Origin of the sequence: Mesorhizobium sp. M1409, from assembly GCF_040317535.1 — a bacterium.
Lineage (GTDB): Bacteria > Pseudomonadota > Alphaproteobacteria > Rhizobiales > Rhizobiaceae > Mesorhizobium.
In genome coordinates this window covers 28,303-53,066 of record NZ_JAMYKV010000015.1, presented here as the reverse complement: position 1 = coordinate 53,066, position 24,764 = coordinate 28,303, and the positions used below count along the sequence as shown (strand labels likewise).

The 24,764-nt window shown below is 62.1% G+C and carries 32 protein-coding genes and 1 tRNA gene; 20 read left to right on the top strand and 13 right to left on the bottom strand.

Annotation, left to right across the window (positions count from 1 at the left end):
• Positions 1-146: 146 nt before the first annotated feature.
• Both NKG99_RS14605 and NKG99_RS14600 read left to right on the top strand, forming a co-directional pair.
• Entirely contained in the window at positions 147-1,775 is a 1,629-nt protein-coding gene (locus tag NKG99_RS14605) for a fatty-acid--CoA ligase (RefSeq protein WP_352868708.1), read from the top strand.
• An 80-nt stretch (positions 1,776-1,855) separates the two neighbouring features.
• The gene (locus NKG99_RS14600; RefSeq protein ID WP_352868705.1) at positions 1,856-2,641 is read left to right on the top strand and encodes a DUF1499 domain-containing protein; all 786 of its coding nucleotides are present in this window, start codon (positions 1,856-1,858) and stop codon (positions 2,639-2,641) included.
• 64 nt (positions 2,642-2,705) lie between these two features.
• On the opposite strand, the gene NKG99_RS14595 is transcribed toward NKG99_RS14600, so the two are convergent.
• A complete protein-coding gene (locus NKG99_RS14595) occupies positions 2,706-3,704 on the bottom strand; it encodes a LacI family DNA-binding transcriptional regulator (RefSeq protein ID WP_352868702.1) in 999 nt (332 codons plus the stop codon).
• Between the two features lie 146 nt (positions 3,705-3,850).
• Between NKG99_RS14595 and NKG99_RS14590 the strand changes: the two genes are divergently transcribed.
• Genes NKG99_RS14590 through NKG99_RS14570 form a run of 5 tightly spaced genes read left to right on the top strand, consistent with a single transcriptional unit; the run spans position 3,851 to position 8,604 of the window.
• Entirely contained in the window at positions 3,851-4,936 is a 1,086-nt protein-coding gene (locus NKG99_RS14590; RefSeq protein ID WP_352868699.1) for an ABC transporter substrate-binding protein, read from the top strand.
• Between the two features lie 27 nt (positions 4,937-4,963).
• Positions 4,964-6,001 (top strand): ABC transporter ATP-binding protein, encoded by a 1,038-nt coding sequence (locus NKG99_RS14585; protein ID WP_352868864.1) that lies wholly within the window; start codon positions 4,964-4,966, stop codon positions 5,999-6,001.
• A complete protein-coding gene (locus tag NKG99_RS14580) occupies positions 5,998-6,885 on the top strand; it encodes an ABC transporter permease (RefSeq protein ID WP_352868696.1) in 888 nt (295 codons plus the stop codon). The genes NKG99_RS14585 and NKG99_RS14580 overlap by 4 nt, the downstream gene beginning before the upstream one ends.
• A complete protein-coding gene (locus NKG99_RS14575; RefSeq protein WP_352868693.1) occupies positions 6,878-7,669 on the top strand; it encodes an ABC transporter permease in 792 nt (263 codons plus the stop codon). Before NKG99_RS14580 ends, NKG99_RS14575 begins: the two co-directional genes overlap by 8 nt.
• The gene (locus NKG99_RS14570; RefSeq protein WP_352868691.1) at positions 7,666-8,604 is read left to right on the top strand and encodes a phosphorylase family protein; all 939 of its coding nucleotides are present in this window, start codon (positions 7,666-7,668) and stop codon (positions 8,602-8,604) included. Before NKG99_RS14575 ends, NKG99_RS14570 begins: the two co-directional genes overlap by 4 nt.
• Before the next feature lie 20 nt (positions 8,605-8,624).
• Here NKG99_RS14570 and NKG99_RS14565 read toward each other — a convergent pair whose 3' ends face one another.
• The gene (locus tag NKG99_RS14565) at positions 8,625-9,533 is read right to left on the bottom strand and encodes an MBL fold metallo-hydrolase (RefSeq protein WP_352868688.1); all 909 of its coding nucleotides are present in this window, start codon (positions 9,531-9,533) and stop codon (positions 8,625-8,627) included.
• A 124-nt stretch (positions 9,534-9,657) separates the two neighbouring features.
• Between NKG99_RS14565 and NKG99_RS14560 the strand changes: the two genes are divergently transcribed.
• Positions 9,658-10,248, top strand: a complete 591-nt coding sequence (locus NKG99_RS14560; RefSeq protein ID WP_352868685.1) for a biotin transporter BioY — start codon at positions 9,658-9,660, stop codon at positions 10,246-10,248.
• Positions 10,249-10,340: 92 nt separating this feature from the next.
• Here the strand turns inward: NKG99_RS14560 and NKG99_RS14555 are convergent, their stop codons facing one another.
• Positions 10,341-10,550, bottom strand: coding sequence for a hypothetical protein (locus tag NKG99_RS14555; protein WP_352868870.1), 210 nt, complete (start codon positions 10,548-10,550; stop codon positions 10,341-10,343).
• Between NKG99_RS14555 and NKG99_RS14550 the strand changes: the two genes are divergently transcribed.
• Genes NKG99_RS14550 through NKG99_RS14540 form a run of 3 tightly spaced genes read left to right on the top strand, consistent with a single transcriptional unit; the run spans position 10,474 to position 12,096 of the window.
• A complete protein-coding gene (locus NKG99_RS14550) occupies positions 10,474-10,833 on the top strand; it encodes a hypothetical protein (RefSeq protein WP_352868861.1) in 360 nt (119 codons plus the stop codon). The genes NKG99_RS14555 and NKG99_RS14550 overlap by 77 nt on opposite strands.
• Positions 10,721-11,071: a UDP binding domain-containing protein gene (locus NKG99_RS14545; protein ID WP_352868683.1), complete on the top strand. Its 351-nt coding sequence runs from the start codon at positions 10,721-10,723 to the stop codon at positions 11,069-11,071. The genes NKG99_RS14550 and NKG99_RS14545 overlap by 113 nt, the downstream gene beginning before the upstream one ends.
• Positions 11,071-12,096, top strand: a complete 1,026-nt coding sequence (locus NKG99_RS14540; protein WP_352868680.1) for an NAD-dependent epimerase — start codon at positions 11,071-11,073, stop codon at positions 12,094-12,096. Before NKG99_RS14545 ends, NKG99_RS14540 begins: the two co-directional genes overlap by 1 nt.
• A gap of 14 nt (positions 12,097-12,110) precedes the next feature.
• Here NKG99_RS14540 and NKG99_RS14535 read toward each other — a convergent pair whose 3' ends face one another.
• The 8 genes from NKG99_RS14535 to NKG99_RS14500 form a co-directional block, all read right to left on the bottom strand.
• The gene (locus NKG99_RS14535; RefSeq protein ID WP_352868859.1) at positions 12,111-12,431 is read right to left on the bottom strand and encodes a hypothetical protein; all 321 of its coding nucleotides are present in this window, start codon (positions 12,429-12,431) and stop codon (positions 12,111-12,113) included.
• Positions 12,432-12,856: 425 nt separating this feature from the next.
• Positions 12,857-12,929, bottom strand: a tRNA-Arg gene (locus NKG99_RS14530).
• Positions 12,930-13,188: 259 nt separating this feature from the next.
• Positions 13,189-13,566, bottom strand: coding sequence for a hypothetical protein (locus tag NKG99_RS14525; protein WP_352868678.1), 378 nt, complete (start codon positions 13,564-13,566; stop codon positions 13,189-13,191).
• The gene (locus NKG99_RS14520) at positions 13,563-13,859 is read right to left on the bottom strand and encodes a hypothetical protein (protein WP_352868675.1); all 297 of its coding nucleotides are present in this window, start codon (positions 13,857-13,859) and stop codon (positions 13,563-13,565) included. Before NKG99_RS14520 ends, NKG99_RS14525 begins: the two co-directional genes overlap by 4 nt.
• Complete coding sequence (locus NKG99_RS14515; RefSeq protein ID WP_352868672.1) at positions 13,856-14,287, bottom strand: hypothetical protein; 432 nt, start codon at positions 14,285-14,287, stop codon at positions 13,856-13,858. The genes NKG99_RS14520 and NKG99_RS14515 overlap by 4 nt, the downstream gene beginning before the upstream one ends.
• 2 nt (positions 14,288-14,289) lie before the next feature.
• A complete protein-coding gene (locus tag NKG99_RS14510; protein WP_352868669.1) occupies positions 14,290-15,054 on the bottom strand; it encodes a metallophosphoesterase in 765 nt (254 codons plus the stop codon).
• Positions 15,051-15,695, bottom strand: coding sequence for a metallophosphoesterase family protein (locus NKG99_RS14505; protein WP_352868667.1), 645 nt, complete (start codon positions 15,693-15,695; stop codon positions 15,051-15,053). Before NKG99_RS14505 ends, NKG99_RS14510 begins: the two co-directional genes overlap by 4 nt.
• A 187-nt stretch (positions 15,696-15,882) precedes the next feature.
• On the bottom strand, positions 15,883-17,688 hold the full coding sequence (locus tag NKG99_RS14500) for a hypothetical protein (protein ID WP_352868664.1): 1,806 nt from the start codon (positions 17,686-17,688) through the stop codon (positions 15,883-15,885).
• Between the two features lie 1,601 nt (positions 17,689-19,289).
• On the opposite strand from NKG99_RS14500, the gene NKG99_RS14495 reads away from it, so the two are divergent.
• Positions 19,290-19,880: a hypothetical protein gene (locus NKG99_RS14495; RefSeq protein WP_352868662.1), complete on the top strand. Its 591-nt coding sequence runs from the start codon at positions 19,290-19,292 to the stop codon at positions 19,878-19,880.
• Between the two features lie 61 nt (positions 19,881-19,941).
• On the opposite strand, the gene NKG99_RS14490 is transcribed toward NKG99_RS14495, so the two are convergent.
• Positions 19,942-20,331 (bottom strand): hypothetical protein, encoded by a 390-nt coding sequence (locus NKG99_RS14490; protein ID WP_352868660.1) that lies wholly within the window; start codon positions 20,329-20,331, stop codon positions 19,942-19,944.
• Positions 20,328-20,504: a hypothetical protein gene (locus NKG99_RS14485; protein ID WP_352868658.1), complete on the bottom strand. Its 177-nt coding sequence runs from the start codon at positions 20,502-20,504 to the stop codon at positions 20,328-20,330. Before NKG99_RS14485 ends, NKG99_RS14490 begins: the two co-directional genes overlap by 4 nt.
• Before the next feature lie 254 nt (positions 20,505-20,758).
• On the opposite strand from NKG99_RS14485, the gene NKG99_RS14480 reads away from it, so the two are divergent.
• From NKG99_RS14480 to NKG99_RS14445, 8 genes are all read left to right on the top strand, one after another.
• Positions 20,759-21,097: an SANTA domain-containing protein gene (locus tag NKG99_RS14480; protein WP_352868655.1), complete on the top strand. Its 339-nt coding sequence runs from the start codon at positions 20,759-20,761 to the stop codon at positions 21,095-21,097.
• On the top strand, positions 21,097-21,336 hold the full coding sequence (locus tag NKG99_RS14475) for a helix-turn-helix domain-containing protein (protein WP_352868652.1): 240 nt from the start codon (positions 21,097-21,099) through the stop codon (positions 21,334-21,336). Before NKG99_RS14480 ends, NKG99_RS14475 begins: the two co-directional genes overlap by 1 nt.
• Positions 21,333-21,566 (top strand): hypothetical protein, encoded by a 234-nt coding sequence (locus tag NKG99_RS14470; protein ID WP_352868649.1) that lies wholly within the window; start codon positions 21,333-21,335, stop codon positions 21,564-21,566. The genes NKG99_RS14475 and NKG99_RS14470 overlap by 4 nt, the downstream gene beginning before the upstream one ends.
• Before the next feature lie 54 nt (positions 21,567-21,620).
• Entirely contained in the window at positions 21,621-21,785 is a 165-nt protein-coding gene (locus NKG99_RS14465) for a hypothetical protein (protein ID WP_352868646.1), read from the top strand.
• A gap of 832 nt (positions 21,786-22,617) precedes the next feature.
• Positions 22,618-22,938, top strand: a complete 321-nt coding sequence (locus NKG99_RS14460; RefSeq protein WP_352868643.1) for a hypothetical protein — start codon at positions 22,618-22,620, stop codon at positions 22,936-22,938.
• A 346-nt stretch (positions 22,939-23,284) separates the two neighbouring features.
• Positions 23,285-24,112 (top strand): hypothetical protein, encoded by an 828-nt coding sequence (locus NKG99_RS14455; protein WP_352868641.1) that lies wholly within the window; start codon positions 23,285-23,287, stop codon positions 24,110-24,112.
• Positions 24,109-24,348 (top strand): hypothetical protein, encoded by a 240-nt coding sequence (locus NKG99_RS14450; RefSeq protein WP_352868638.1) that lies wholly within the window; start codon positions 24,109-24,111, stop codon positions 24,346-24,348. Before NKG99_RS14455 ends, NKG99_RS14450 begins: the two co-directional genes overlap by 4 nt.
• 21 nt (positions 24,349-24,369) lie before the next feature.
• A complete protein-coding gene (locus NKG99_RS14445; RefSeq protein WP_352868636.1) occupies positions 24,370-24,723 on the top strand; it encodes a hypothetical protein in 354 nt (117 codons plus the stop codon).
• Positions 24,724-24,764 lie beyond the last annotated feature (41 nt).

Here is a 24,764-nt window from a genome sequence, read left to right as displayed (position 1 = left end):
TTAACGAAGCTTAACGCCGAGGATGGCCGGATTGTGGCGGTTTTCCACCAATGCAGCGCCAGGCCGTGCTGACGGCTGGACAATCCGGCGGTTCGCTCCACAATGGCCCGAAAAGCACACGCAAAAAAGCGTGAAGGGAGGATCGAATGCTGGGATTGATGCAGGAATGGCCGCTGCTTTGCCACAAGCTCATCGACAACGCCGAGCGGCAGCATGGCGTGCGCGAGATCGTGTCGCGCTCGATCGAGGGGCCGATCGTGCGCACCACCTACGCCGACATCCATCGTCGCGCCCTGAAAGTCGCCCAGCGGCTGGAGCGTGACGGCTATCGCCTGGGCGACCGCATCGCCACGCTCGCCTGGAACACCGCGCGCCACATCGAGGCCTGGTACGGCATCATGGGCATCGGCGCCATCTACCATACGCTCAATCCGCGGCTGTTTCCCGAGCAGATCGTCTGGATCATGAACCATGCCGAGGACAAGGCTGTCTTCGTCGACCTGACCTTCCTGCCGCTGCTGGAGAAGATCGCCGGCGCCGTCAAATCGCTGAAACAGGTGATCGTGCTGACCGACAAGGCGCATATGCCACGGACGACACTGCCGAATGTGGTCGCTTACGAAGACTGGCTTGACGAGGCGGACGGCGACTTCGCCTGGAAGACCTTCGACGAAGGCACGGCCGCCGGCATGTGCTACACGTCGGGCACCACGGGCGATCCGAAGGGCGTCGTCTACAGCCACCGTTCGAACGTGCTGCACGCCATGATCGCCGCCATGCCCGACGCCATGGGCCTGTCGTCGCGCGATACGATCCTGCCGGTCGTGCCGATGTTCCACGCCAATGCATGGGGGCTTGGCCAGAGCGGACCGATGATCGGCGCCAAGCTGGTCATGCCTGGCTGCAAGATGGATGGCGCCTCGATCTACGAATTGCTTGACACCGAGAAGGTGACCTTCAGCGCCGCCGTGCCGACCGTCTGGATGATGCTGCTGCAGCATCTGGAGGAGACCGGCAAGAAGCTTCCCTATCTCAACAAGGTCGTCATCGGCGGCTCGTCCTGCCCGCGCGCGATCATGACCAAGTTCCAGCAGAACTACGATGTCCAGGTGATCCATGCCTGGGGCATGACCGAAATGTCGCCGCTCGGCACGCTGTGTACCTTGAAGCCGGACTATGCCGGTCTTGAGGGTGATGCCCGGCTCGATGTCCAGCAGAAACAGGGCTACCCGCCCTTCGGCGTCGAAATGAAGGTGACCGACGACGACAACAAAGAGCAGCCCTGGGATGGCAAGACGTTTGGCCGCCTGAAAGTGCGCGGACCGGCCGTTGCCCGCGCCTATTATGGTGGCGCCGGCCCGGAGCAGTTCGACGAGGACGGCTGGTTCGACACCGGCGACGTCGCTCATATCGACGCCGGTGGCTATATGCAGATCACCGATCGCGCCAAGGACGTCATCAAATCCGGCGGCGAATGGATTTCCACCATCGACCTCGAGAATCTGGCTGTCGGCCACCCCGATGTCGCCGAGGCGGCCGCCATCGGCGTTTATCATTCGAAATGGGGCGAGCGACCGTTGCTGGTCGTTGTCCGCAAGCCTGGCAAGGAACCGACCAAGGCTGATATTCTCGACTTCATGGACGGTAAGGTGGCCAAATGGTGGATGCCGGACGATGTCGCCTTCGTCGGCGAAATTCCGCACACCGCCACCGGCAAGATCCAGAAGATCACCTTGCGCCAGCAGTTCAAGGACTATCGCTTGCCGACGGATTGACGGGATGTCGCGTGTTTCGGCTTCAAGCCATCGCGAAAAGGTTCTAAGTCTCCGTTCGGGTTGGGGCAGCGCAGAAAACGATGGTTAGCATTCCTGAACGGCAAACGTCGAAGGCGGCCGGATGGTCGCGGCGCACAGCCGCTTTTTCGTTGGTGCTGCTGCTGACGGTCTTCGTCGGCCATCGCTTCGATCTCGTGGAAACACCGGTCTTCCTGTGGGTGCTGGGCATTGTCGCGCTGCTGGCGGCCCTGGCGCTGTTGTTTGCCGGATTCGCCTTTTCGCGGCTATGGAACTTCGGCGACCGCGGCGGCCGCGACCTGACGGTCGGCGCCCTGCTGGCGCTGCTGGTGCTCGCACCCTACGGCGTCGCCGCCTACTGGGCGACAATCTACCCGCCGCTCAGGGACATCTCGACGGATTTCGACGAGCCGCCGGCGCTCGACGTGGGCGACCGGACGAAGGACGTGAACGTGCTTTCCCAGTCGACGCCTGGCGAACAGCGGCTGCAGACCGATAGCTATCCGCTGGTCAGTGCACGCAGCTACGCCCTGCCATTCGAGACTGTCGTCAATGCCGTCGAAACCGTCCTTGACCGGCGCGATTGGGATCTGTCCGAACCCTATCCCGACCTCGCTGGGCAAAACGACGTCACCATTACCGCCGTCGCCAAGGGGTTCGTGATCGGTCTTCCGGCCGACGTTGCGATCCGCGTGACGGACGATGGCGATGCGGTCATCGTCGACATGCGGTCAGCCTCGCGATACGGCCGCTTCGACCTCGGCGACAACGCCGCGCGCATCGTCGAATTCCTCGCCGAACTCGACCAGGAAGTCGCCGGTCAGGTTGGCGCGGCGCCGGTCGAGTAATGTTCAGAAAGTGTTGTAGTTAGGCGGATTCGCATATCGCCGCAGAATGCAGCTTGTGGGCAGACTATTCGGCGGGCTCGAATCTGCCCTGCACCAAGATCGCTGCGACCGGCCCAAGCGGATTGATGATCCGGCTCTCCAGGACTTCGATAAGTTTGCGTCCAACCGCCGCCATATCCACGAAATGAACTCCGATCTTTGCCGGCAGGAAGCGTGCCAGCCGCGTGCTGTCACGAGTGACTATGTGGACGTCGCTCCCCGGCACGAGACCTCTTCTGCCAAGGGCATGTAACGCCCCTAGAAGGCCCAGTTCGTTGGCACATGCCAAGCCTGTCGGCGGATCTGACGACGCCAGTAGGTGATCGAACCAGCCTGCGCTGGATTCCATCGTGAACATGCCATGACCGATCAGCGATTGGTCGATCGGAATACCGGCCTCGGCCATTGCCCTTCCATACCCGGAAAGACGCATGGCACTCGCCTGATCTTCCGGAACGAGAAGTTGCAGCGCAATGCGTCGACAGCCCTTATCCATGAGCCGTCGGGTCGCCTCGTACGCAATCTGTTCATTGTCGACATCGACATAGGGGTATGCGATGTCCAGGTCGGTTCTTCCAAACGCGACGAATGGCATGCGTTGATCCAGCAGCAGCTTGACGCGCGGATCGGCCGACACCAAGCGCGTGATGATCAGTCCGTCTGTGCTACGCGCCTGAAGCTGCCGCTGCACACTCTCAACGGGGTCGTCGTCGGGAGTGGTGGAATAGATGGACAGACTATAACCGGCTTGCCGGGCAGCCAGCGTCATGCCTTCGATCAAGGGAAGCTTCAACAGATCGGACAGGTGGTCTCGTGTCTCCATCGGGAGCACTGCCGTCAGCGTCAGCGTCCGACCGGTTTTCAGCGCACGGCCATGATGATCTGGCACATAGCCAACCCGCTTAGCCACCTCCTTGACGCGGGCTATGGTCGAGGGCTGTACTTCCGGCCCATCCTTCAGAGCGCGGGACACCGTGGTCACCGACAGGGAAAGTTCCGCTGCGATCTGCTTTAGGTTGGCCATTGTTCGCCCGACTTCGAAAGCGCCGGCTGATTGCTGACCTCCATAGCGTTACCGGATTCGACATCCCGGTCAATCCGAACTCCCTTGGGAAAGCAGCTTGACTCATTTGCGTTAAGATGAAATCGTAACGTTACGATTACAAATAAATGGCTCTTTCGAGCGACATTTGGAAAAAGTGGGGAGGAGAATCTATGTCCTGGTTACGCATTTCCTTAACAGCATTCGCAATCTCGGCTGCGTTGCCCGTCCACGCGCAAACAGTCACCATCACGACCGCGGGTGGCGATTATGGCAACGCCATGAAAACGGCCATGTGGGCCCCCGCTGCAAAAGAGCTTGGCTATGATGTCCGAGAAGAGACGCAAAGCGACGGACTGGCCGCCCTGAAGATGCAGGTCACCGCGGGTGCGGTGACGACGGACATCATCCACCTGGGCTCACCAGAAGGCGCGCAGGCGGCGGCACAGTCGCTTCTGGAGCCGCTTGACTACAAGATCATCGATCCCAAGTCCGTGCCGGATGGTGCAAAGTCCGACTACTGCTATCCGTTCGACTCCTACGGCACCGTCATGTCGTGGAACACCAAAACCTATGGCGAGAATCCGCCGAAGACGTGGGCGGAGTTCTGGGATGTTGCCAAATTTTCTGGCCGTCGCGCCCTGCGCGCCAATGCGCAAGACTCGATCGAGATAGCGCTGCTCTCCGATGGCGTGGCGCCGGCAGACGTCTATTCCGTGCTCGGCACGCCGGAGGGGCTAGAACGCGCCATCAAGCGGCTTGAAGCGATCAAACCAAATGTCGCCGTGTGGTGGACCTCGGGAGCGCAGTCCGCGCAGTTGCTGAAAGATGGTGAGGCGGACCTAGTCGTTACCTGGAACGGACGGGCCCAAACCGTGAAAGCGGATGGCGGCGCGGCCGACTACACGTTCAAGGGTTCGGTCATCGGCACGGACTGCCTTGCGGTGCCGAAGGGAGCGCCGAACAAGGAAGCAGCGATGAAGCTCATCGCGGCGATGACACAGCCCGCGCGCGTGGCGAAGCTGACCGATTTCATCGCCTATGGCCCGGTCAACCCCGCTGCCTATGAGGGTGGCCTTATCCCCGAAGACCGTCTCAAGACCCTGGCGACCGCACCTGAAAATGCTGGCACTTCGGTGTTTTCGAGTGCGGACTGGTGGGTCAAGAATGGCGAGGCTGCGCAAAAAGCCTTTGATGAGATGATGGCCCGCTGAGTCTCAGCTCTAGGGCTTGAGCGCATGATGAAGTCGCTCCCGATCACCATCGACAGCGTGCGCAAGACCTATGGATCTTACGTCGCGCTGGACGATGTCTCGCTCGACATTCGGGCCGGCGAATTCCTCACGCTGCTGGGGCCGTCGGGGTCGGGCAAGACCACGCTGCTCATGGCTTTGGCCGGTTTTGTCCGGCCCGATTCCGGTAAACTCCTGTTGGGTGATCGGGACATTACCCGCCTGGCCCCCAACAAGCGGGACATCGGCATCGTGTTCCAGAACTACGCCCTGTTTCCCCATATGAACGTTCTGGCAAATGTCGAGTATCCGTTGGCGCTGCGCAAGACGCCGAAAGCGGAGGCACGCCAGCGGGCGCTTGACACCTTGGCCCGCGTGAAGCTGGAAGGTCTGTCGGAGCGCAATATTGCCGCATTGTCCGGCGGCCAGCGCCAGCGGGTGGCGTTGGCGCGGGCGATCGTCTTCGAACCACGCGTGATGCTGATGGACGAGCCGTTGTCGGCGCTCGACAAGAATCTGCGCGAAACCATGCAGTACGAGATCCGGCGTCTGCACGATGATCTGGGGATCACCACAATCTATGTGACGCATGACCAGCGCGAAGCACTGATTATGTCAGATCGGGTCGCGGTTATGAATTCCGGCCGCATCCAGCAGATCGATACGCCACAGCAGATTTATGATCGTCCATCGAGCCGCTTCGTCGCGGAGTTCATGGGTGAGGCCAACATTGTGGCCCCGGGCTCGGTGCGCAGAATAGACGGCGCCGATGCGTCACGCGAAGCTCTGATGATCCGCGCGGAAAGCTTCCATCTTGATGCGAAGCTCGTCGGGCGAGACGGGGTGGCGCTCGACGGAACACTGTGCGCTAAGGCGTTTCGCGGCGAAAACTGGCTTTTGACGCTGGCGCTTGACGGCGGGCAAGAGATTCTTGTTTGCATTCCGGCGGCGTTGGCCAGTGGCTGCGCCGAGCTTACCATCGGTCAGCGAGTGACCGCATATGCACCAGCAGCGAAAGCTCACGCGATACCGGGAGCGAGAGCGTGACCGTCCTCGCGGATCCTGCGCTCGTGGCAGACGCACGACGCGAGCGGCGGTTCTTCCTCTCGCTTTCACTGCCCGCGCTTTTCATCGTTGGACTGGCGGCGATACTGCCCATCGTCTGGATCATCCGGCAATCCTTCCTGACTACGGGAGGCGAATACACTTTTGGCAATTATGAGAAGGTGCTTTCGAGCGGGCTGACATGGTCGGCACTCGTCACAACCCTCGAGCTGTCCCTGGGCACGCTGGCGATCTGCATTCTTCTCGGTATCCCCCTGGCCCTCGCTCTGGCGAGCGCCAGGCCAAGGGTGGCCAATTTGCTGATGGCCCTCGTCATGCTGCCGTTGTGGACCTCTATTCTGGTGCGCACCTATGGCTGGCTCGTGCTCTTGCGGCGCGATGGCCTGATCAACGCGGCTTTGACAGGTTCGGGCCTGGCAGCGGAGCCATTGCCGCTGGCCTACAACTTCACGGGAACGCTCATCGGCATGGTTCACTACATGCTGCCGCTCTTTCTCCTGCCCGTCTATGCCGCGATGCGCGATATCGACGCAAACCTCATTCGCGCGTCGGCGAGCATGGGCGCCACTATCGGGCAAGCGATCCGCACGGTCATTCTGCCTCTTTCGGCCGGCGGTATCTTCTCGGGTTCGATCATCGTCTTCATCTACACCATAGGTTTCTTCATCACGCCGGCGGTGCTTGGCGGCGGCAAGGTAAATCCTCTCTCCATCCGGATCGAGCGCACGCTGTCGACCTTTCAGGATTGGGGGTCGGCGAGCGTCTTGGGTATTCTCCTCCTCATTTTAATGGCGTTGATGGGTGTGATGTTCCTGGCGGCACGGCGGCTGATTGCTGGACGCAAAGTCGGCACAGCCCATGCTTGAAGCCTATCCAGACAACAGGCTGGCCCGCATCCTTCTGTGGAGTTTCTGCGCGCTCGTATTGGCGTTCCTGATGCTGCCGACGCTCGTCGTCGTCCCGCTCTCCTTTTCGGCGTCCAATCTTCTCGAGTTCCCACCGCGCGCATACTCGTTGCGCTGGTACGAGACTTTCTTCGGTTCGGCGACATGGATGGCCGCGCTCAGGACGAGCCTGATCCTTGGGACATTGACGGCGATGGTCGCCGTGCCCCTGGGGCTGCTGGCCTGCATTTCGATAAATCGGCTCGGCGGAAAAGCCGCCATTACCATTCAGGGCATTCTGCTCATCCCCTCCATCGTGCCGGGAATCCTGCTCGCGATCGGTCTCTTCTTTGTGCTGGCGGCGCAACGTCTGGTCGGAACGCTGTTCGGCGTGCTGGTCGGACATGTGGTGCTGGCCATCCCGGTCGCGTGCATTGTGTTGCTGCCCGCTCTGGTCCGCTTTGACTGGAACCAGGTTCAGGCGGCGCGCAGCCTCGGCGCAAACTGGGCGAGGGCCATTGGCGGAATAATTGTCCCGCAACTTCAGATCAGTCTGTTGTCGGCCACATTGATGGCCTTCCTGACTTCGCTCGACGAGTCTGTCATTTCGATCTTCGTCGCAAGTGGCCAAAACAGCACGCTGCCGAAGCTCATGTTTCTGTCCCTGCGAGATCAGATCGATCCAACCATCGCGGCGATCTCGACAGTGTGGACCGGTATCGTCGTGGTCGCAGTCTTGATCGTGACTCTCCGCCAAAAATCATGATCGAGACCGGAAACATGCCCGACAATCATAACGCAGCCGACGATCAGGCGGATCATCCAACGGACATACCGCAGGCTGGGTTGGCGATTATCACCGGTTCGGCAAACTGGGGGCTTGCCTTCCCGGAAGATGTCGAAGTCGATGGCGTGCGCACCTTGCGGCGAGACATGAGTTTTGAAACGCCTTTCGGTCGCAGCGACCACTGGAAATTGCTCGAGTTCGATGCCTCGATTACCTCGGAAGGCAAAACGAAACGTGCGTTGTGCATGTATTCGCACGGCAATCCGCGCGACCATATCGACCATTCCTGCCATCGCCGCGCGTTCTGGGTATTGATGACCGCGGGTGTAAAGCAAGTCCTGTCCTGCTCGACCATTGGCGCTGTCAACAAAGCGATCCAACCCGGCGACATGGTTGTGACCGCCGATATCATCGAACTGACGCAGACGCCGTTTTCACTCCTTCCCGGCCGACAGAGCTTCGACTGCTCGGGCAAGCAGATCGTATGTCCAAGATGCGCGGCGGTTCTGGTCCAAACGGCCCGCCGTCATTGGCCAGCGGAATGCCGTATCCATGGCATCGAACAGCAGTTGGTGGCTGCCCATTGTTACGGGCCGCGACTGACCACCCCGGCTGAAGCCTTGGCGTATCGAAGCATGGGAGCGGATGTGCTCAACCATTCGATCGCCCCTGAGGCGACCCTGTCGCGCGAGATCGGCGCGTGTTTCGTGCCCTTTGCGTTCGTGACCGCGGGTTTCAACGACTATATGGACCGCAACCGCCAGGAATTGTTGCAAAAGGACGTGCTGCCGAAGCTCTCTATGACAGCCTCGCGAGTTGCTCTGGAGACTGCGGCACGACTTCCATCTGATCCCGAATGCTCTTGCCAGGGCTTGAAGTCGCCTCAGCCAGCAGAGCGCTCCAGCCGATTCTAGAGCGAATGGCGCCGAAGGCTTTAGCCAGCCGGCGCGAAAATGCCGTCGATGGCCGGTGCGGCGTCTGTCGTGACCAGATCGCGTGCCACCAGATCCTCGAGATGGGCAAGCACCGACAATCCGGCGGCGCCATGCAGCCGCGGGTCGGTGTCGCGATAGATCGCCTTGACCATGTCCACGATCGTCCGGTCGCCCGCTCTGACCCGCTCCAGTATGGCGCGCTCGCGCATTCTGCGGTGTGTCTTCAATCCACGCATGAAAGCGCGCGGTGCGGTTACCGGCCCGCCATGTCCTGGCAGCAGCAAACGATCCTCGCGTTCGATCAGCCGGTCCAGCGAGGCCATATAGTCGGCCATCGCCCCATCCGGCGGGGCGACGATGGAAGTTGCCCAGGCCATGACATGGTCGGCGGAAAACAGGATGCCGGTTCCCTCCAGCGCGAATGCCGCGTGATTGGCGGTGTGGCCGGGCGTCAGAACCGTCCGGATCGACCAGCCATCGCCATCGACCACCTCAACGTCGGAAAGGGCGATGTCGGGGACGAAAGCCGTGTCGGCGCTGGCGTCTAGCGCATTGGTCTCGCCGATATGCAGGGGTCTTGCAGGGCGATGCGGTCCCTCTGCCAATACGGGCGCGCCGGTGCGCTCTTTCAGCCTGGCGGCCAGCGGGGAGTGGTCGCGGTGGGTGTGGCTGACGAAGATATGGCTGACCGGCCGGCCCGCGATCACGTCAAGCAGGGTCTGCAGATGCGCCTCGTCATCCGGCCCCGGATCGATAACCGCCAGCGTATCGCGGCCAACGATGTAGCTGTTGGTGCCGTGAAAGGTGAAGGGGCTCGGATTGCGGGCCGTGATGCGCCGGATGTCGGGCGCGACGCTTATCCCCTGGCCATAATGGGGGTCGAAGCCGGTGTCGAATCTGAGTGCCATGGCGGATGCATAGGTGCCTTGTTTCAGGAAACGGCAAAACCGATTGCCGCATAACACGCAAGCCAATATAGGAGAACGTGAGGCCGCGAACATCGGATAGCGGCAACCGGATTGGGGAAATACCATGGCAATTGCAACTACGATGCGTCCGCTTGTTTCTCTGGCTCTGCCGCAAAATGGCGCGTCGCGGCTGGCAACGCAGTTTTTCCTGGCCATCGCCGGAACGCTGCTGCTGACCTTGTCGGCCAAGACCAAGGTGATGCTCGGACCGGTCGACATTTCGATGCAGACGCTGGCCGTGCTGCTCATCGCCGCCGCCTTTGGCATGCGTCTCGGCGTCGCCACCCTGCTGCTCTACATGGCGGAGGGCGCCATGGGCTTCCCCGTCTTCCAGAGCACCCCGGAAAAGGGTCTCGGCATTGCCTACATGCTCGGCTCGACCGGCGGCTATCTCGCAGGCTTCGTGGTCATGGCGGCAATTGTCGGCTGGGCCGCAGATCGCGGCTGGGACCGCCATCCGATCAAGCTTTTCAATGCCGTGCTGGTTGCCGAAATCGTCATGATGGCGATGGGCTTCGCCTGGCTGGCGCTGCTGATCGGCCCGGAAAAGTCGTGGCAGTTCGGCGTTGTGCCCTTTATCGTCGGCGACCTGATCAAGGTGGCGCTCGCGGCAAGCCTTGTACCGGCCGTGTGGTCGTTGCTGAAGCGCGGCTGAAACGCGAGCCCGAAGAAGGGGCCAGCGGCTTGAGCAATCAGGTCCTGGCTGGACTGGCGGATTTCGGTCTGCTGTCCGCCAAGTAATCTCACTTAGGTTTCCGGAAACAGCTTCGGGAACAGCGCATCCAATGCGTCGGCCGGAAAGCGTAGCGACACCGGGCCTTTGGGTGTTTCCGACGCCAACAGACCGAGCGCGATCACGTCATTGAACACGCGACGCGCCGTGCGCTCGGGCGTGCCGGTTCGATGCCCCGAGGTGCTGGAGGCCGCCGGCACCAAATGGAACTTCCTGCGCTTCACGCCAGGTCTTGTCGGGGGTCACTGCATTGGGGTCGATCCCTACTATCTTACCCACAAGGCCCAGGAACTCGGCTATCATCCGGAGGTGATTCTTGCCGGCCGCCGTATCAATGACGGTATGGGTCAGCACGCGGCGGATCAGACGGCCCGCCTGATGATGCGCAAAGGGAATGCCGGTCGTCGGCAGCCGGATACTGGTGATGGGCGCGGCTTTCAAAGAAAATTGCCCGGACCTGAGAAATTCCAAGGTCGCCGATATCGTCACCCGGCTGAAGGAGTATAATGCCGGCATCGACATCTGGGATCCCTGGGTCGACGCGCAGGAATGCGCGCGCGCCTTCGGCATAACGAGCATGAAGGATATTCCCGACGAGCCCTATGACGGCGTCATCGTGGCCGTCGGTCACAGGCAGTTCCGCGCGCTGGGCGTCGATGGCCTGCAGGCGCTTTGCAAGACCCCGGGCGTCATCTACGACATCAAGGGTCTGTTCCGCAGACATGTCACGGATGGGCGTTTCTGATGAAGGTTCTGGTCACCGGCGCCGCCGGCTTCGTAGGCTATCATGTGGCCAAGCGCCTGCTGGAGCGCGGCGATGAGGTTGTCGGCATCGACAATGTCAACAGCTACTACGATCCGCAGATCAAGGAGGCGAGGCTGGGGCTGCTCGAAGAGGCGAGCCGCAAGACCAATGCGGGCTATCATTTCATCCGCGGCAATCTCGCCGACAAAAGTGTGGTTGACGACTGCTTTGCCGACCACGCATTCGACCGGGTGATCCATCTCGCCGCCCAGGCCGGGGTTCGCTACAGCCTGGAAAACCCGCACGCCTATGTCGAAAGCAACATCATCGCCTACACCAACATGCTGGAAGCCTGCCGCAACAGCGCCGTTGCGCACCTGACCTATGCCAGCACCTCGAGTGTCTACGGCGCCAACACCGACATGCCGTTTTCCGAGCACCGGCCGGCCGACCACCCGCTGCAGTTCTACGCCGCGACCAAACGTGCCAACGAGCTGATGGCGCACAGCTACAGTCATCTGTTCGGGCTGCCGACGACCGGGCTTCGCTTCTTCACCGTGTATGGCCCCTGGGGGCGCCCGGACATGGCGCTGTTCCTGTTCACCAAGAACATCCTTGCCGGCGAGCCGATCAAGCTGTTCAACAATGGCAACCACACGCGCGACTTCACCTATATCGAGGACATCGCCGAAGGCGTCGTGCGGGCCAGCGACAGCCCGGCCACGGGCAATGCCGCCTGGGACTCCAGCCGTCCGAATCCGGCCACGAGCAGTGCCCCTTGGCGCATCTTCAACATCGGCAACAACAACCCGGTGAAGCTGACCGCCTATGTCGAGGCGCTGGAAAACGCGCTTGGCAGGAAAGCCATCATCGAACTTCTGCCGCTGCAGCCCGGCGACGTGCCCGACACCTTTGCCGACACGTCGGCGCTGGAGCAGGCGGTAGGCTACCGTCCGACGACGACGGTGACCGAGGGCGTCGCGCGGTTTGTCGAGTGGTACCTAGCGTATTTTGGACGGGGATAACGGACCCCTATCCTTCAAAGGTGTCGATCGCCGTGCTCCCGGTGCTCCAGGCAATACCAGTGAGGCGGCTGCCTTTGCCGAGCAAAGCCGAATGGCGCTCTCTTGTGGCATCCGGCGAACTCGCAGGCATTTCGATCCGTGCGCGCTCGCGCGGTATTGCCGTCATGCCATCCGCAAGTGGGTCCACCCTTTTTGTTCGGGTATATGGGTGCTTCGACTCTCGCCGGCGCAGGCGAGCGCACGGCGCGCCGTCCTGCGCCACCTCCCAAGGATGTTCGGTAGTAGACGCCATCAATGCCGGCGTGGACGTAGTGCCCGCGCGGCCCGGTGCCCAGCCGGAAGCCCCTGACGCCTATCGAGGCGCCAACCCCCCTTTTGAAAAGTTGAAGCGAAATGGCCCCGCGCTAACCGATTTACGAATGTAGAACCCCATGCATGGTAAGCGAAACCTGCATCACCGATCCACAAGCCGCGAGTTCATCGGCTTCCTAGGTCTTAATTGGGCATCGCTTTTGCAAGAGCGCATATAAGACACTCGCCAACAATGTCAGCGCGTTCGATGCCGACGGAAAAGAGATCGGCGTCATTTTCGAAACGGCGACGCCTTTCGATGCACCGAAGATGTCGGCGGTTCGAGCCCGTCATCGTCCACCATATAAACCAAGGCTTACAAGTATCTGCTATAGACTACCGCCACGAAAACCGCCACGAAAACGATTGTTGACGTGGCGGCGGCAAGCCTTTGGGAAATTTAGGAAAGTGGGTCTGGCCAGGAATTGAACCCGGCAAATTTCGCCCGAAGCGCTGTATTTCGCCGATAATACTACAGACCCAAAGACACCTTGTGCCGCCGGCCGGAAAGCGACAAGCCGGACCTAATGCAGGCGGCGCGGCCTCCGGAGGCCAAGGATCAGTTCCATGAAGTCGTCGAACACGTCCCGCATCGGCCTTGGGTCCGTGTCCGCGGTGTCCGTCAAATACCAGCTGTCGTCCGTCCCGCAGCACGGACAGACCTCGGGATGGCGGCCGCGCCCCTCTGCATCGCAGGCGACGCAGAGCCAGCGCCATGGGGTCGAGCGTAGGGCCTTCAGGTCAAGCGTCATGTTTCGATCGACAGGGCGCGCGCCTCCGCGCAGGCATTCCAGACGGCGTCGGCAAGCCGTCAGCAGCTTCCGCCGCCCGCAGCGTACGCGACAGCGTGACGACGTCCGGGGCACTAAAGAGCCAGTCGACATACCCCTCCGTCTCCGCCAGGTCGGCCAGCGTCTGATCCGGCAGGGGCTGCGTCACGTCCCGCAGTGCGATCCCGGCGAAATGCCGCCCGGCCATGACGGCGGCGCGGACCGCCATCTCGGATCGGTAGGCGTCGATGGAGCCCTGCGGATGCAGGCTGATTGCCCGGCTGATCAGGTACGCGTTTCGGAGATGCCGCGAAGCCAGATCGGCAGCGCGCTTGGCACGGGTCGTCATTCCTCGCCCCTTGCTTTCCGAAGGAAGGCCCGCGTCTCCTCGATCGCCGTCTCGTAGGCCGCGATTCGCTCTTCGAGCAGCGCCTCCGGGGTCAGTCCACCACCGGGGGTGCCATCGACGAATACGATTTTTCTGCTGTCGTCCTCCAGCCGGACGAGGACCGCGATGCTGTCGCACTCCCATCCCGACCAGAGCACACTGACCGCCGCAAGCGGTTCGTAGCCGACCCGCCCGAAGCGGTCGCGAATTTCGTCGGCGAGAAGCCGCAGCTGTCCGCAGTCCAGTTCCGTCATTGTGTATCCTCCGGAGTCGGCACAGGAACTCCATCGTCCGCGTGGTCGTCGCATCGAGTCGCATACCAGCCGCCGCGGACCCGCAGGACGCCTAGCTTTCCACATACCTCACAGGTTCGTTCGGCGCTGTCCTCCGCGGCCTTGTAGGCGCTGTCGATGGCAGCCCTGGCCGCATCTGGCAGGTCGGCGCCAAGGCCGTAATAGATGCGCAACCCCGCGAATTTTTCCTTGACTTGCAGCAGCGTGAACGCATCCTCGCGGCCGGGCGGGATCGCCTGCCGGACGACGGAGAAGAACTGTCGAAGGATCGGGAACCACCCGGCGCGGCACGAGAACCCCCTCTTCACCAATTCAGGGAATTCGGCCATAATCGCTTCGTATTGCCGCCGCTGCTCTGCCCGGTAATCGTCTGTGTCCCACTCGTACATCGTCAAATCTCCACTACCAGCGCCGGGTCGAAGGCCGGATTTTCGGCGCCATATCCGCGCGGGTTGCAGACGATCCGCGTCCCGCCGACCTCGTAGTCGAACGAGTCATGTGTGTGCCCGTGCACCCAAATCTCCGGCCGCCCCTGCTCGATGAGCGCAGTCATGTCGCTGGCGAACGCCGCGTTGAGGGCGCTGCCTGCATAGCGCTCATGAACCGAATTCCGGTGCGGCGCATGATGGGTGACGACTACGGTTCGACCGTCAAACGCAGTCGCAAGCTCATGTTGGATGTACGCCGCCGAAGCCTCGTGCATCTGCTTGGAGCGGCTGGCGGTGAACGCCTCATGCGGAGACTGCTGCCAGGCAATGGCCCTGTAGTCACTGAGGCCCCCCTCCGCTTTCGCCATGGCCCAAGCCAAGTCGCGTTCGGTGTGGCTGTCGAGCGCGAAATCGGTCCAGAGCGTCGCCCCGAGGAACCGCACGCTGCCGATGACGACGCTCGAGTTCTCGAGGAAATGGACATTCGACAGTCGGGCCTGGCGTGCGAACTCGATCTGCTCGACGACCGAGTAGCGATAAAATTCATGGTTCCCGGCGACGAAGATCGTCGGCATGAACGGGGCGATCTCGCGCTCGGCCCAGTGCAACGCGTTGCTGACGCCGTTGGTGACGTCGCCCGCGACGATGCACACGTCCGCGTCCGTCGGCGGGATCGGAGGCATGTCCTCGTAGTCGAGGTGCAGATCGGAGAGAACCCAGAGCTTCATGGCTTCCTCCTCCCCGTCTGGCGCTCTCGAAATTTCAGCGCCCCGTCGCGCGCGGCATACTGTGGGGCCTTGTTCATCAGACGCAGGCAGATGTCCTCGATGCGCTGATCCGCATGCTCGATCGTGTAATCAGCCTCCTGGATGAACTCCTCGACCGAGATCGGGCGGTAGTCCTGCGCATCCACGCCGACGTCGACGGATCCCGGCATGCCGAGGAGCTTGCCGTGGCTGTGGCCGTAGGCCTGGTAGGCGCCGTGGTGTTCCGCGCTCCAGGTGAAGCCCGCGTAATGAGAGAGCGCGATCCGCTGGCCATCGTGGTTGACTTCCGCAGCGTGCGCGACCGATGCCCAAGGCAGCCTCGACAGCGACTTCAGGACATTGCCATTCCGGTCGACGTCATGATTGCCAAGGATCAATTTCTTCTGGCCGTTGAGCGCATGGAAAATCTTCGCGACGCGCGCTTCGTCATGCCCGACGGCGAAGTCGCCGAGGTGCCAGACGGTGTCGCGCGGATGGACGGTGCGGTTCCAGCTGTCGATGAGCGCGGCATCCATCTCGTCAACGGAAGCGTAAGGCCGCGAGCAGTTGAGGATGATGGACGGGTGACCGAAATGGGTGTCGGCAGTCAGGAAGGTAGACATGGGGAACTCCTCGAAAACGACAGTGCGATGACGTGCGCCCACCGGGGCGCGGCGGTCAGCGGGCTATTCGTATCGAGCGATGATCCATGTCCGTTTCCTTTTGCTTCGCAGACCGTAGACGGAAAGATCTAAGGATTTGCGATCGTCAGTTCGATATCGGGCTCGGGTGCTCGGCGTCAAGGATCCGTCAGAACGGGCAGTCGTCGCATGGTCTCATGTCGACTTCCGCCCGGTCGTCCCACTGTGTCGCGCTGGCGGCGTAGGCTGGATCGGCGAAGTCATATTCGGCCGAAGCCTCCGTCACCTGCCGTGTCGGCGTGAAGCCCCGTGCCGTGCGCAGGCGTTTCGGAGCCGGTGGGGCGAGGGGAATCTTTCCGGACTTGTCGTCAAATAGGATTGCCCCTGCGATCTTCATGAGCTGGGGTAAGTTCCATTCCTTGGCGGCGTAAGCCAAGTTCCGAAGCGCGCCCTTCCGCGTCTCGCTGTGAGCTTTCCTCAAGACCTTTAGCGCGGCGCCGAGCGTCCCGAATCCCTTGATGTACGGCTCGATGGACGACCACGGCGAAACCTGATGGTCGCAGTAGACGGCGAAATGATCGTCATCGAAGAAGGCTCTGAACTGCCCGCCGGGGAAGTAGCCGCGCAGCGCGTCAAGGATGTCCTGGCCCCCGTGTTCGGCAATCTCCCGGGCCCGGGCAAGACGCCCTTCCTCAGTCGGGCGCTGCCTGACGGCTTCAAGCAGGCCGCGAGACATGCCCGTTCCGGCATCCGGAGCCGGAGCGGCAGACGGAGCTGGAGCTGGCTTGGCAGGAACGCGGTGCTTAGGAACGGGACCCTGCTCCGCGGCAATCTCGCTCCACATCGCGAAGCCGGCACCAACCCCGCTGCGCTTGACAACGCTAATCAGGACCCAAGCCTCCACGCCTGGCATGACCTCGCCCTTCGGATCAACCTTGGCGCGTTCGTAGACGGAACGCCAGCCTTCCGACAGGGTCACGGCGTCGATCCCCGTCGCCGTGACGGCACGGCCGATGACCAGCGTGGACGGCAGCTCGTGCGGCTCGAGCGTGACGTCGCCCCGGCTGATCACGTCCATTTCTCTCGGCGTCAGCCTGGCAGCCTGCGTTGTCGCCTGCCGCCTCTTCGTTGGCGAGATGAGGAACACCAGCTTCTCGACGGGGCGGCCGCGTCCTTCGCCGAGGATCGGCTCGTCCATGATGACCTTGAACCCGATGTCGTCCGCCTCGCGGGCGATGTCGGCGAGCGCGGGCTTGACGGCGCGGGCCATGAAAGACCCGAAGTGGAAATGGCCGTCAGTCATAGGGTATGACAGGGACTCGGCCAGCGCGGCCGGCGAAACCTCCCAGCGCTTGCTAGCCGCGTCCGGGCGCGAAGCCTTGTACGCGAAGCGAGGGTAGAGCCGTCCGGAGTATCGGCTTGTGAAACGGGCGAAGGAATTAAGAGACAGCATCGCGTAGTCCCCCGCGTCGAGGATCGCTGCGCGCACCGGAGCCGGGATCGAGTAGCGCACGAGCGCCGTCCCCGTCAGCAGATCCTGTTCGTGCTGCGCCAGGATCAGCGGCATCGAGCCGTCGATCCTGGACCGCTCGGTCCGGAAATCGTAGGTGACGCGGGTGCGCTCGAGCCTCGTGATGGACTCACGGATGCGCGACTGGCGCACCGTGCGGTCCGTGTCTGCGTCGAGGAACCGGGCCATCTTGTCGAGGCCGAGGACGTGCCATTCCTGAGCGATGCCGCAGTCGCGGGCGTTCGCAAGCATCAGCTTGTAGAGCGCCGTGTCCTGCGCCGTGAGGTGGTCCACTCCCTCAATGCGCATCGTCTCGATCATGACGCGCGGCTCGTCGTACTCCGCGGGCGCTTCCGTGAGCTTAGCCTTCTCGCAGGTCACCTGCTTGAGGAGGTTGCCCTTGGAGCGCACGCCCTTGCGTGCGCTTCCCCGCACCCGATCCTTCTTCCTGATGATCTGCCCCATGATGCCTTCCCCCCGTTGCCCCTGTGACAAGGATTGGGCACCGACATGCAGGCGTCAATGTTTTAGTGACATGAGGGCATGATTTGTCACTAAGACGTTTGAGTGACATGCCCCGCCATTGTGTCACTAAGGTACGGCAAGTCACTGTAATCGCCAATCAATCGTCCGCATGCCATTTTGTCACATAAACGATCCGTGATCGAATTCTGGCCCGGATGCGAAAACGGCAGGTCTCAGTGACAACGCCTGCCATTCTGTCCCTGAGACGAGGATTCAAGGCTCGCCGGAGACGTGAAAAAGGCCGATCCCATGCCATCTTGTCACTGAAACAATCGGGTTTTGGCGAGATGGGGTCTGGCCGTGTCAACAGATTCCTACCGGGTACTAGGATCTTACCCTAGCGGGCTTCGGTTTTTGAGGGGATTTCGGGTGTGCCGTACGGCATTGAGAATCCGTGTTGCCGTCCGGCATTGAGGATTCGAATTGCGGAGGCGCACGAAGGCTCCGGCAAGTGGAAACAGCGGCTCCCGCGAGGCAAGCGTCAACATGGGCCTCCGGCAGGAAAGAAAGAACTCCGTGTCGCTTCGCTCGGATAGATTTAGGCAGAGCCAGCGAAACAGGCAGTGCCAAGTCCTGCAACGCCGTCCGGTTTCGAATCCTACGGTGTCCGTGTTCCTGAAACCCTGGCCGTAGGCTTCGAGGCTCCGCCCAGAGATCCACCGACTCCGCGTCAAGGTTTCTGTCAACGCATGCCGCAAGGCTGCCTTGCGAAGCCTTGCCGGGCGTTTTCGAGTTTTGATGGTTACGCGTAAATCACTGTTGTGTCGTACAGCCGTCGCGATCAGCATGGTCCATGGACAGGGGAACGAACATGCAGGACGTCGACAGCATTACGGACTTCTCACGAAACAGCCTCGCCGCAGCACGACACGGGAGGCCTCTCCTGATGACCGCCGCGCTTACCTGGCCGAGGCTGCGCGGAAGCACCGCAAACGGCAGCAGTACGCCAAGGAACGGGGGTCGCCGGAGCCGACTGCCCCGATGGTCCGTGCTGCGCTTGCCGACGCGGCAATCATGCTGCTTGCGACCGACGGCCCGGGAGCGGAGGAAATCAGAAACTGGCTTGGCCGTGTCTTTGCCGGCCGCGTCGGAGTTCCCGGAACAGTGTCAGTAAAGGCTAGGTCGGGGCGACTGAAACCGAAGCTTCCCAAATCGAGCTGAGTTGTCGCTTGCGTGGCCGCAGGCGAGTTTGTGTCTCGTAGTGGCGTTCGTAGTGACGGGAGAAGGACATGCCGAGGACAGGACAGCCGGGGAACGGAGGCCAGCGGGAGCGGATGCGGCGCTACCGTAACCGTCTGCGCGCTGCGGGCCGTCCCGAGGCTTCGGCCGTCGACGTCGCCGTTGCCGCAGCTGTAGCAGGCTACGCAGGCCGGGCAGCGGCGGATCCCACGATGGATGTCGGGTCCTTAAGGGTTTGCTGTCGGACGCCGTCGGGCAGATGGTTTCGGCCGGCTACACGCGGCAGGAGGCTCGCAAGAAGCTGATCCGGCGGATCGGGCGGTTCTCGAATTCGGTCCCAGGCGAGGGGTCTGGGCCGTAGCTTGGATACGCGCCTGAATCCTGTGTTCCCCCATTACTTCATGGTCTGGAATCAGGAAACGCGAGATGCTCGTAGATGTGGGGGGACGATGGAAATTTCAGTGTGGGACGACCCGGACGCTTTCGTCGAAGAATTCAATTCCTCACCGGAAGCCGTGCGCCGTGAACATTCGAAGGCCACCCGCCGGCGCGGCGGCCTCCAGGCCGTCTGCGAGCGTTCATCCTTGGCCGTTTTTGGCATGGGACTTCGGGATCTCGACCGCGAAGCCCGGAAGACCCTGCCGCCCCGCAACCAGCTCGAAGCAGCCCATGCTGCGATCCGCGTCGTCGCTGGCTATGACCCCGACCATGCGGTCCTGGACAACAACCTCGGCTTCGCCCGCAGCGACGTGGCGCTCGGCCATGCGCTTGCCTCCGCGCCTTCGTCGGCAGCCGTAGGCTCTCCCGGCATGGCGCTGCTCGTCTGGCGGATGGCGATGCGGTATCGGCGCCAGGTGCCGCCAAGGCTGATCCTGATCTCGGGTTTCACGGACCAGGCCGATTTGTTCGACCGAACCTTGCATCGGCGGATTCGCCGACTGGGCATGATCTAGCTCCGTCCTTCCAAGCGCAGCAACCAGACTGCCCCGGGGTTCGAAGCCCGGGGCTTTTTCGTCAGGCGGCTCCGAGCGAAGCGACGACCTTCTCCCATCGGCCGGCTTCGGCGGTTTCGCCCGATGCGAGGAACTTGTCCCTGTAGTCGACGGCGCGCTGCAGCCTGATCCGGTCGACGTGCTTCTGCAGCACTTGCCTCAAAAAGTAGTAGGCCATGGCCATGATCCTCATGCTCCGGCCACGGGCGACGTCGCTTTGGACTTCGGAACAGAAACACATCCAGACCTGCCCTTGCGTAAGCGCGCTGAAATTGGTGCCTGGATCGCCGTCGCCCGTGCGCCTAGCAGGATCGTTGCGGGTGGTCTCGTGTTCGACGGCGTGGAGCGGATAGTGCTCCAGAAGCCCTTTTATCCAGTCTCCTTGGTCGATTAGCTTGCCGTATTCGATCATCGCATAGCTGTACCTGTCGCAGCCAAGGCGGCGATATCCGAGGCCACTCCGGCGGCCATCTGCTCCATTTCCTTGTCGGTCCTCGACGCTCGGCCGTACTTGCGACTCCCCACCTGGAAGAACGCCCCGATCAGCACCTTGTCCTTTGGCGGCGAAGAATCCAGAATTGCCATTGACCACCCTCTATGCGTTTCGCTCGGGACCTTGCCGCACGCTGTCGGCAATTGCCACCTGGCGGCGGTTTTTTATTTCCCGCCGGCCGCTTGTCGCTTTCAGGCTGCCCTCCAATCCTCGTTGAACAGGGACGTTCACCGAGGGGCGGTGGCCCTCAAACGGGGAAAATCAAAGGCACGCATGCCGTCAGCCGACTTGGGTACGCCCGAGACGCGCCGTGAGGGAACGCCGAAAGGCAGCTAGGGGAACGCACATGGTCAAATCCGTAACCGAAGAGCCCGAGGTCGTCCTGACCCATTGGGGCCTGATGCAGGAGAACCGCATCGGCTTCCGCCTCGTCGGCGTCCACGCCACCACAGGCCGCGGCCGCGTCACCTCGCCGCTGGTCGAGTTCGAAGAGCTGACGATGACCGCCAAAACGGAAAGCGGCCGCACTTACAGGCTGCGCGGTCCTACCGATCCGGATGCCACGGCGGCAATGATTCATGAACACATCCAGCGCTGGGGGCTGACGGTCCGCGACGTCGCGATGGCGGACATCGGCGACCTCGCGTTCGCGCTGCCGCAGAATCCGCGGGGGAGCTGGCACTGATGGCCAACGACCTCGCCGACGTCCGGCTCGTCAAAGCCGATGCCACCTCCGACATCTTGGCCCTCATCCTCGACCGCGGCATGACCCTCGACGAGGCTGCGGGACTTGCTGGCATCGACGTGGCGACGCTTATCGGGATTGTCCATCATTTCCCGGAGGGCGTGGACGGCGTCTCGCTGGAGCGGCTGGACAAGATCGTCGAGGCGCTGGAAGTGGCGCCGGGGAGGAAGCCACGATGATGTCGCCGATGATGGTCAAGGAAATGAAAGCCACCCTCGCGCTGTCGATCCTGGACAGCATCCGGCAGCGCGACCTGTCCGTCGAAGCCGCTGCCGAGGTCACAGGCACTGAGATCGAACGCATGCGTGCGCTCGTCGAGAAGCGCGAGATCGGCAGGTTTGGAATTGAGGAGCTGGTCGACATCCTAGATGCCGTCGACGCGAGCGGACCGAGGTATGGACACCGCTAGCTGGTCCAGGGCGACGTCATCCCTGCCGTCGTCGCAAAGTATCCCGGATGGTCCATGGACGTCGTCCACGTCATCGACACCCAGATGGGTGCCGTGACTGTCTACAAGGGGATGTCGTTTTTCGGCGAGAGTCCGCTCTACGTCATCGACGAAGGCTGGAAACGCGACGAAGTGCGAGGCAGCACCGTCCTGATCAGCATCCCGATCGAATTCCAATAGGCCTCGCACCCGATCTGCACCCGATCCCCCCGCACTCGCCCGCCTGCGCGCGCCCGCGCCCGTGCGCACATGTCTATTAATTGAAGCGCGCGTGGGTGGCGCTGCGCCCCATCGCCTTACTGTCCTTCATCTTGTCTGCTGTGCGTCAGTCCGTCGCCGGCTATGTGATTGACGCCGAGCCCGGGTCGGCCAATCCTGTTGACGGCGAGGCCTCTGGCCTTGGCGGAAGCTGCCCGGCGATGCGGCCGGCTGCGGCAGCCTGGCGACGCCGGGAAGGATTCAGTCCCTGCCGACCCCTTCATGATACCGCCGCCTCGGGCCTGAATCTTGTCCGGCGGTATGGGCCTCCCCAAAATAATTTCATGGTAAACCGTAAGTAATAGGCGGCGCGTTTCCGGTAACCAGTCAACAAATTCAAGCGGTGTCAACGGCCAAAAAGGTATCATTCAACAAAATATCCTATTGTGTTTCTGTCCGATAGCAGACACCTTTTTTGTGTGAGCGGCGGAAAACGATGCCGGGATCACGGGGAACGGCCCTGCGGGGCGTAGATGGGAGTTTTAGACATGGAAACACGTTTCAGCATTGAGAGGATCAACGCTCTGATGGGGTCGGCGCGTCCGCAGGAACACGAGGCTGACATGCTGGCCACATGGGTTATCGACGGCATCCTCGACAACGAGGACCTGAACGGTCCGGAGACCTATGAAACCTGGACCGTCGACTATGCGATCGAGACTTATGCGGAGAATTTCCGGGATGCGACCGGCGTCAGCGAAAATGTCGACATCGACGGGGATCAGGTCCGCACCGCAGTAGCGGCGGCCTCGGCATGCTCATCGAGCTTGAACAGACTCAGGAGGGTGTTGTCCTCATCAACCTGGACGCAGGGCGTGTCGAAGCCGTGGCCGAGACGCTTCAGGCTGCGCAGTGCGACGTCGAGGGTATCGCGCTCGAACCTCTCGAATGGGAGCAGCTGCACGGCGGCGCGAAATGGTCGCAGCAGAAAGTCGGGACGCGCTTTGCGGCATATCTGGCCCCGATGATCGACTGGGCGGCAGACGACGCAACCCGCGTTTCCGTTCTCGCTGCAGAGGATCTCGGGGTCTATGTCGCTCGCGACGTCCTCGACGACCTCGACGCAGCAGCCTGACGCGGTGTCCCAGCCTATGCCGTCGGGTCGATCCTGACGGTATATACGGGGACACCCGGCCGGGAAACGGCAGCATCAACAAGGCCCGGAATCGGGCCTTGCGGTCGGCGCAGGCTCGCGGGGACATCATGATCGCACTCGACATCAGAAAGGCAGGGTGATGGACGCCAAGGCCCGCTTCAACGAACTTCGAGGGGAGCTTCGGCTTCCCCTCGACGAGCTCGCCCGCATCCTGCGGCGGCCGTTCGGCACCGTGGCCGGCTCCCGCTGACCGCATATACGGGGAAACCTTGCCGGGGAACGGCAGCAGCAACAAAGCCCGGAATCGGGCAGAAGGGGAACGAAAATGAATAAGTTTCTAGTCACAGAGGACAACGCTGGCGGACTCCAGATCTACGTTTTCGACGGCGGCGCATGCGTGTACGCCGGATACGGCTTCGAGCAGGCCGATAGGCTTGGCGAACTGGCGGGTTGTCTCGAAGCACTCGCCGAGGGCAGCGATCCGGCACGCTGGGATGGCGGTGAAAACAATCCGCGCGCGGCTTGGAAACAGGTCCGGAACCTGATCGACCAGGTCGATCAGCCGCAGGTCATCTACGACCAGGCTGGCATCTGTCCAGAGCGAATGGGGACGGCCGGCCGGCGGGAGTTCGCGGGCCAGGTCGCGGCAGCAGAATTCACCGTCGAAATCGCCGACGCTCTGAAAGCGCTTGAGGCATGGGACGGCGCATGCGGCATCGACCTTCTGAATCTCGTCGAGACATACCGCGGACTCTGCATCTCCGCCGGCGAAGACGAAGGCGAGATCGATGGCGGGCTTGGCGCAAAATTCAGCGGCTTCAAAACCCCCGCATGGGCTCCGGAATGGGATCAGGCTCTGGTGTGCGGCATGGACGGCGGCGTTCTGATCGCAACCGCTGACGGCGGCCTCGACGTCGAGCAGGTCGACGTCGAGGAGCAGCGGCACAGATATGCTAGGGCCCAGATCGACATGCAGATGCGCGCTTTCGCTCGGCTCTGGGCCCTGGAGGATAGCGGCGTCCTGGACGAGGACCAGCTCGGCCGGGATGCCCGCCGGAAATTCGGATTGGCGGAGCAGGATCACTTTTCGCGGCTCAGCGCAGCCTTCATCCGCGACGCCGAGATCGACGACGACGAGGAGCTGGCAGCATGAACGCCAAGGCCCGTTTCCACGAACTCCGTGGGGAGCTGCGCGTTCCCCTCGACGAGCTCGCCCGCATCCTCCGTCGCCCGTTCGGCACCGTGAAGGCTTGGGGCAGCGACAGCCGCCCCGACCTGATCCCGCCGGCCGACCTGCTTGCGGCGATGGAAGCCGAGCTGGTCGGCCGGGCAATCGACCGGATCCGGGCGGCCGGGTTCGACGTCATACCGCGCCGCAAGGCAGCCTGAAATCTGAAAAAGGAAATCGCTATGAGAAGAGTCTGGTACTACCATGTCGGCAACAAAGTCACCTTCGGCCGCTTCGGACCGGCGAACGCGACGGATGCCCTGGAAACCCTGCGGGATCTTTCGGCGGACCCGAACACACGGCTCTCGGTCGTTTACGACGACGGGCTGTGCATGCACCTCGTCATCGAATCCTTCGACGATCCCAGACCAAAAGCCCGCCTCCTGACCTACGCCAGCCTGTCCGTCCTGAAGCCCCCGGCTAGCCATCGGGGGCTTTCGTTTTCCGTGGGTCGGCATAGCCCAGTGCCTCGCCGACGCAACGAATGGGCCGTTTCTGTCGATCCGTTTTGCGCTGTATCAGCCGAAAAGCCCTGAACCCGCCCCGTTGGCCCGATGACGGGGTTTCCCGATCCGCG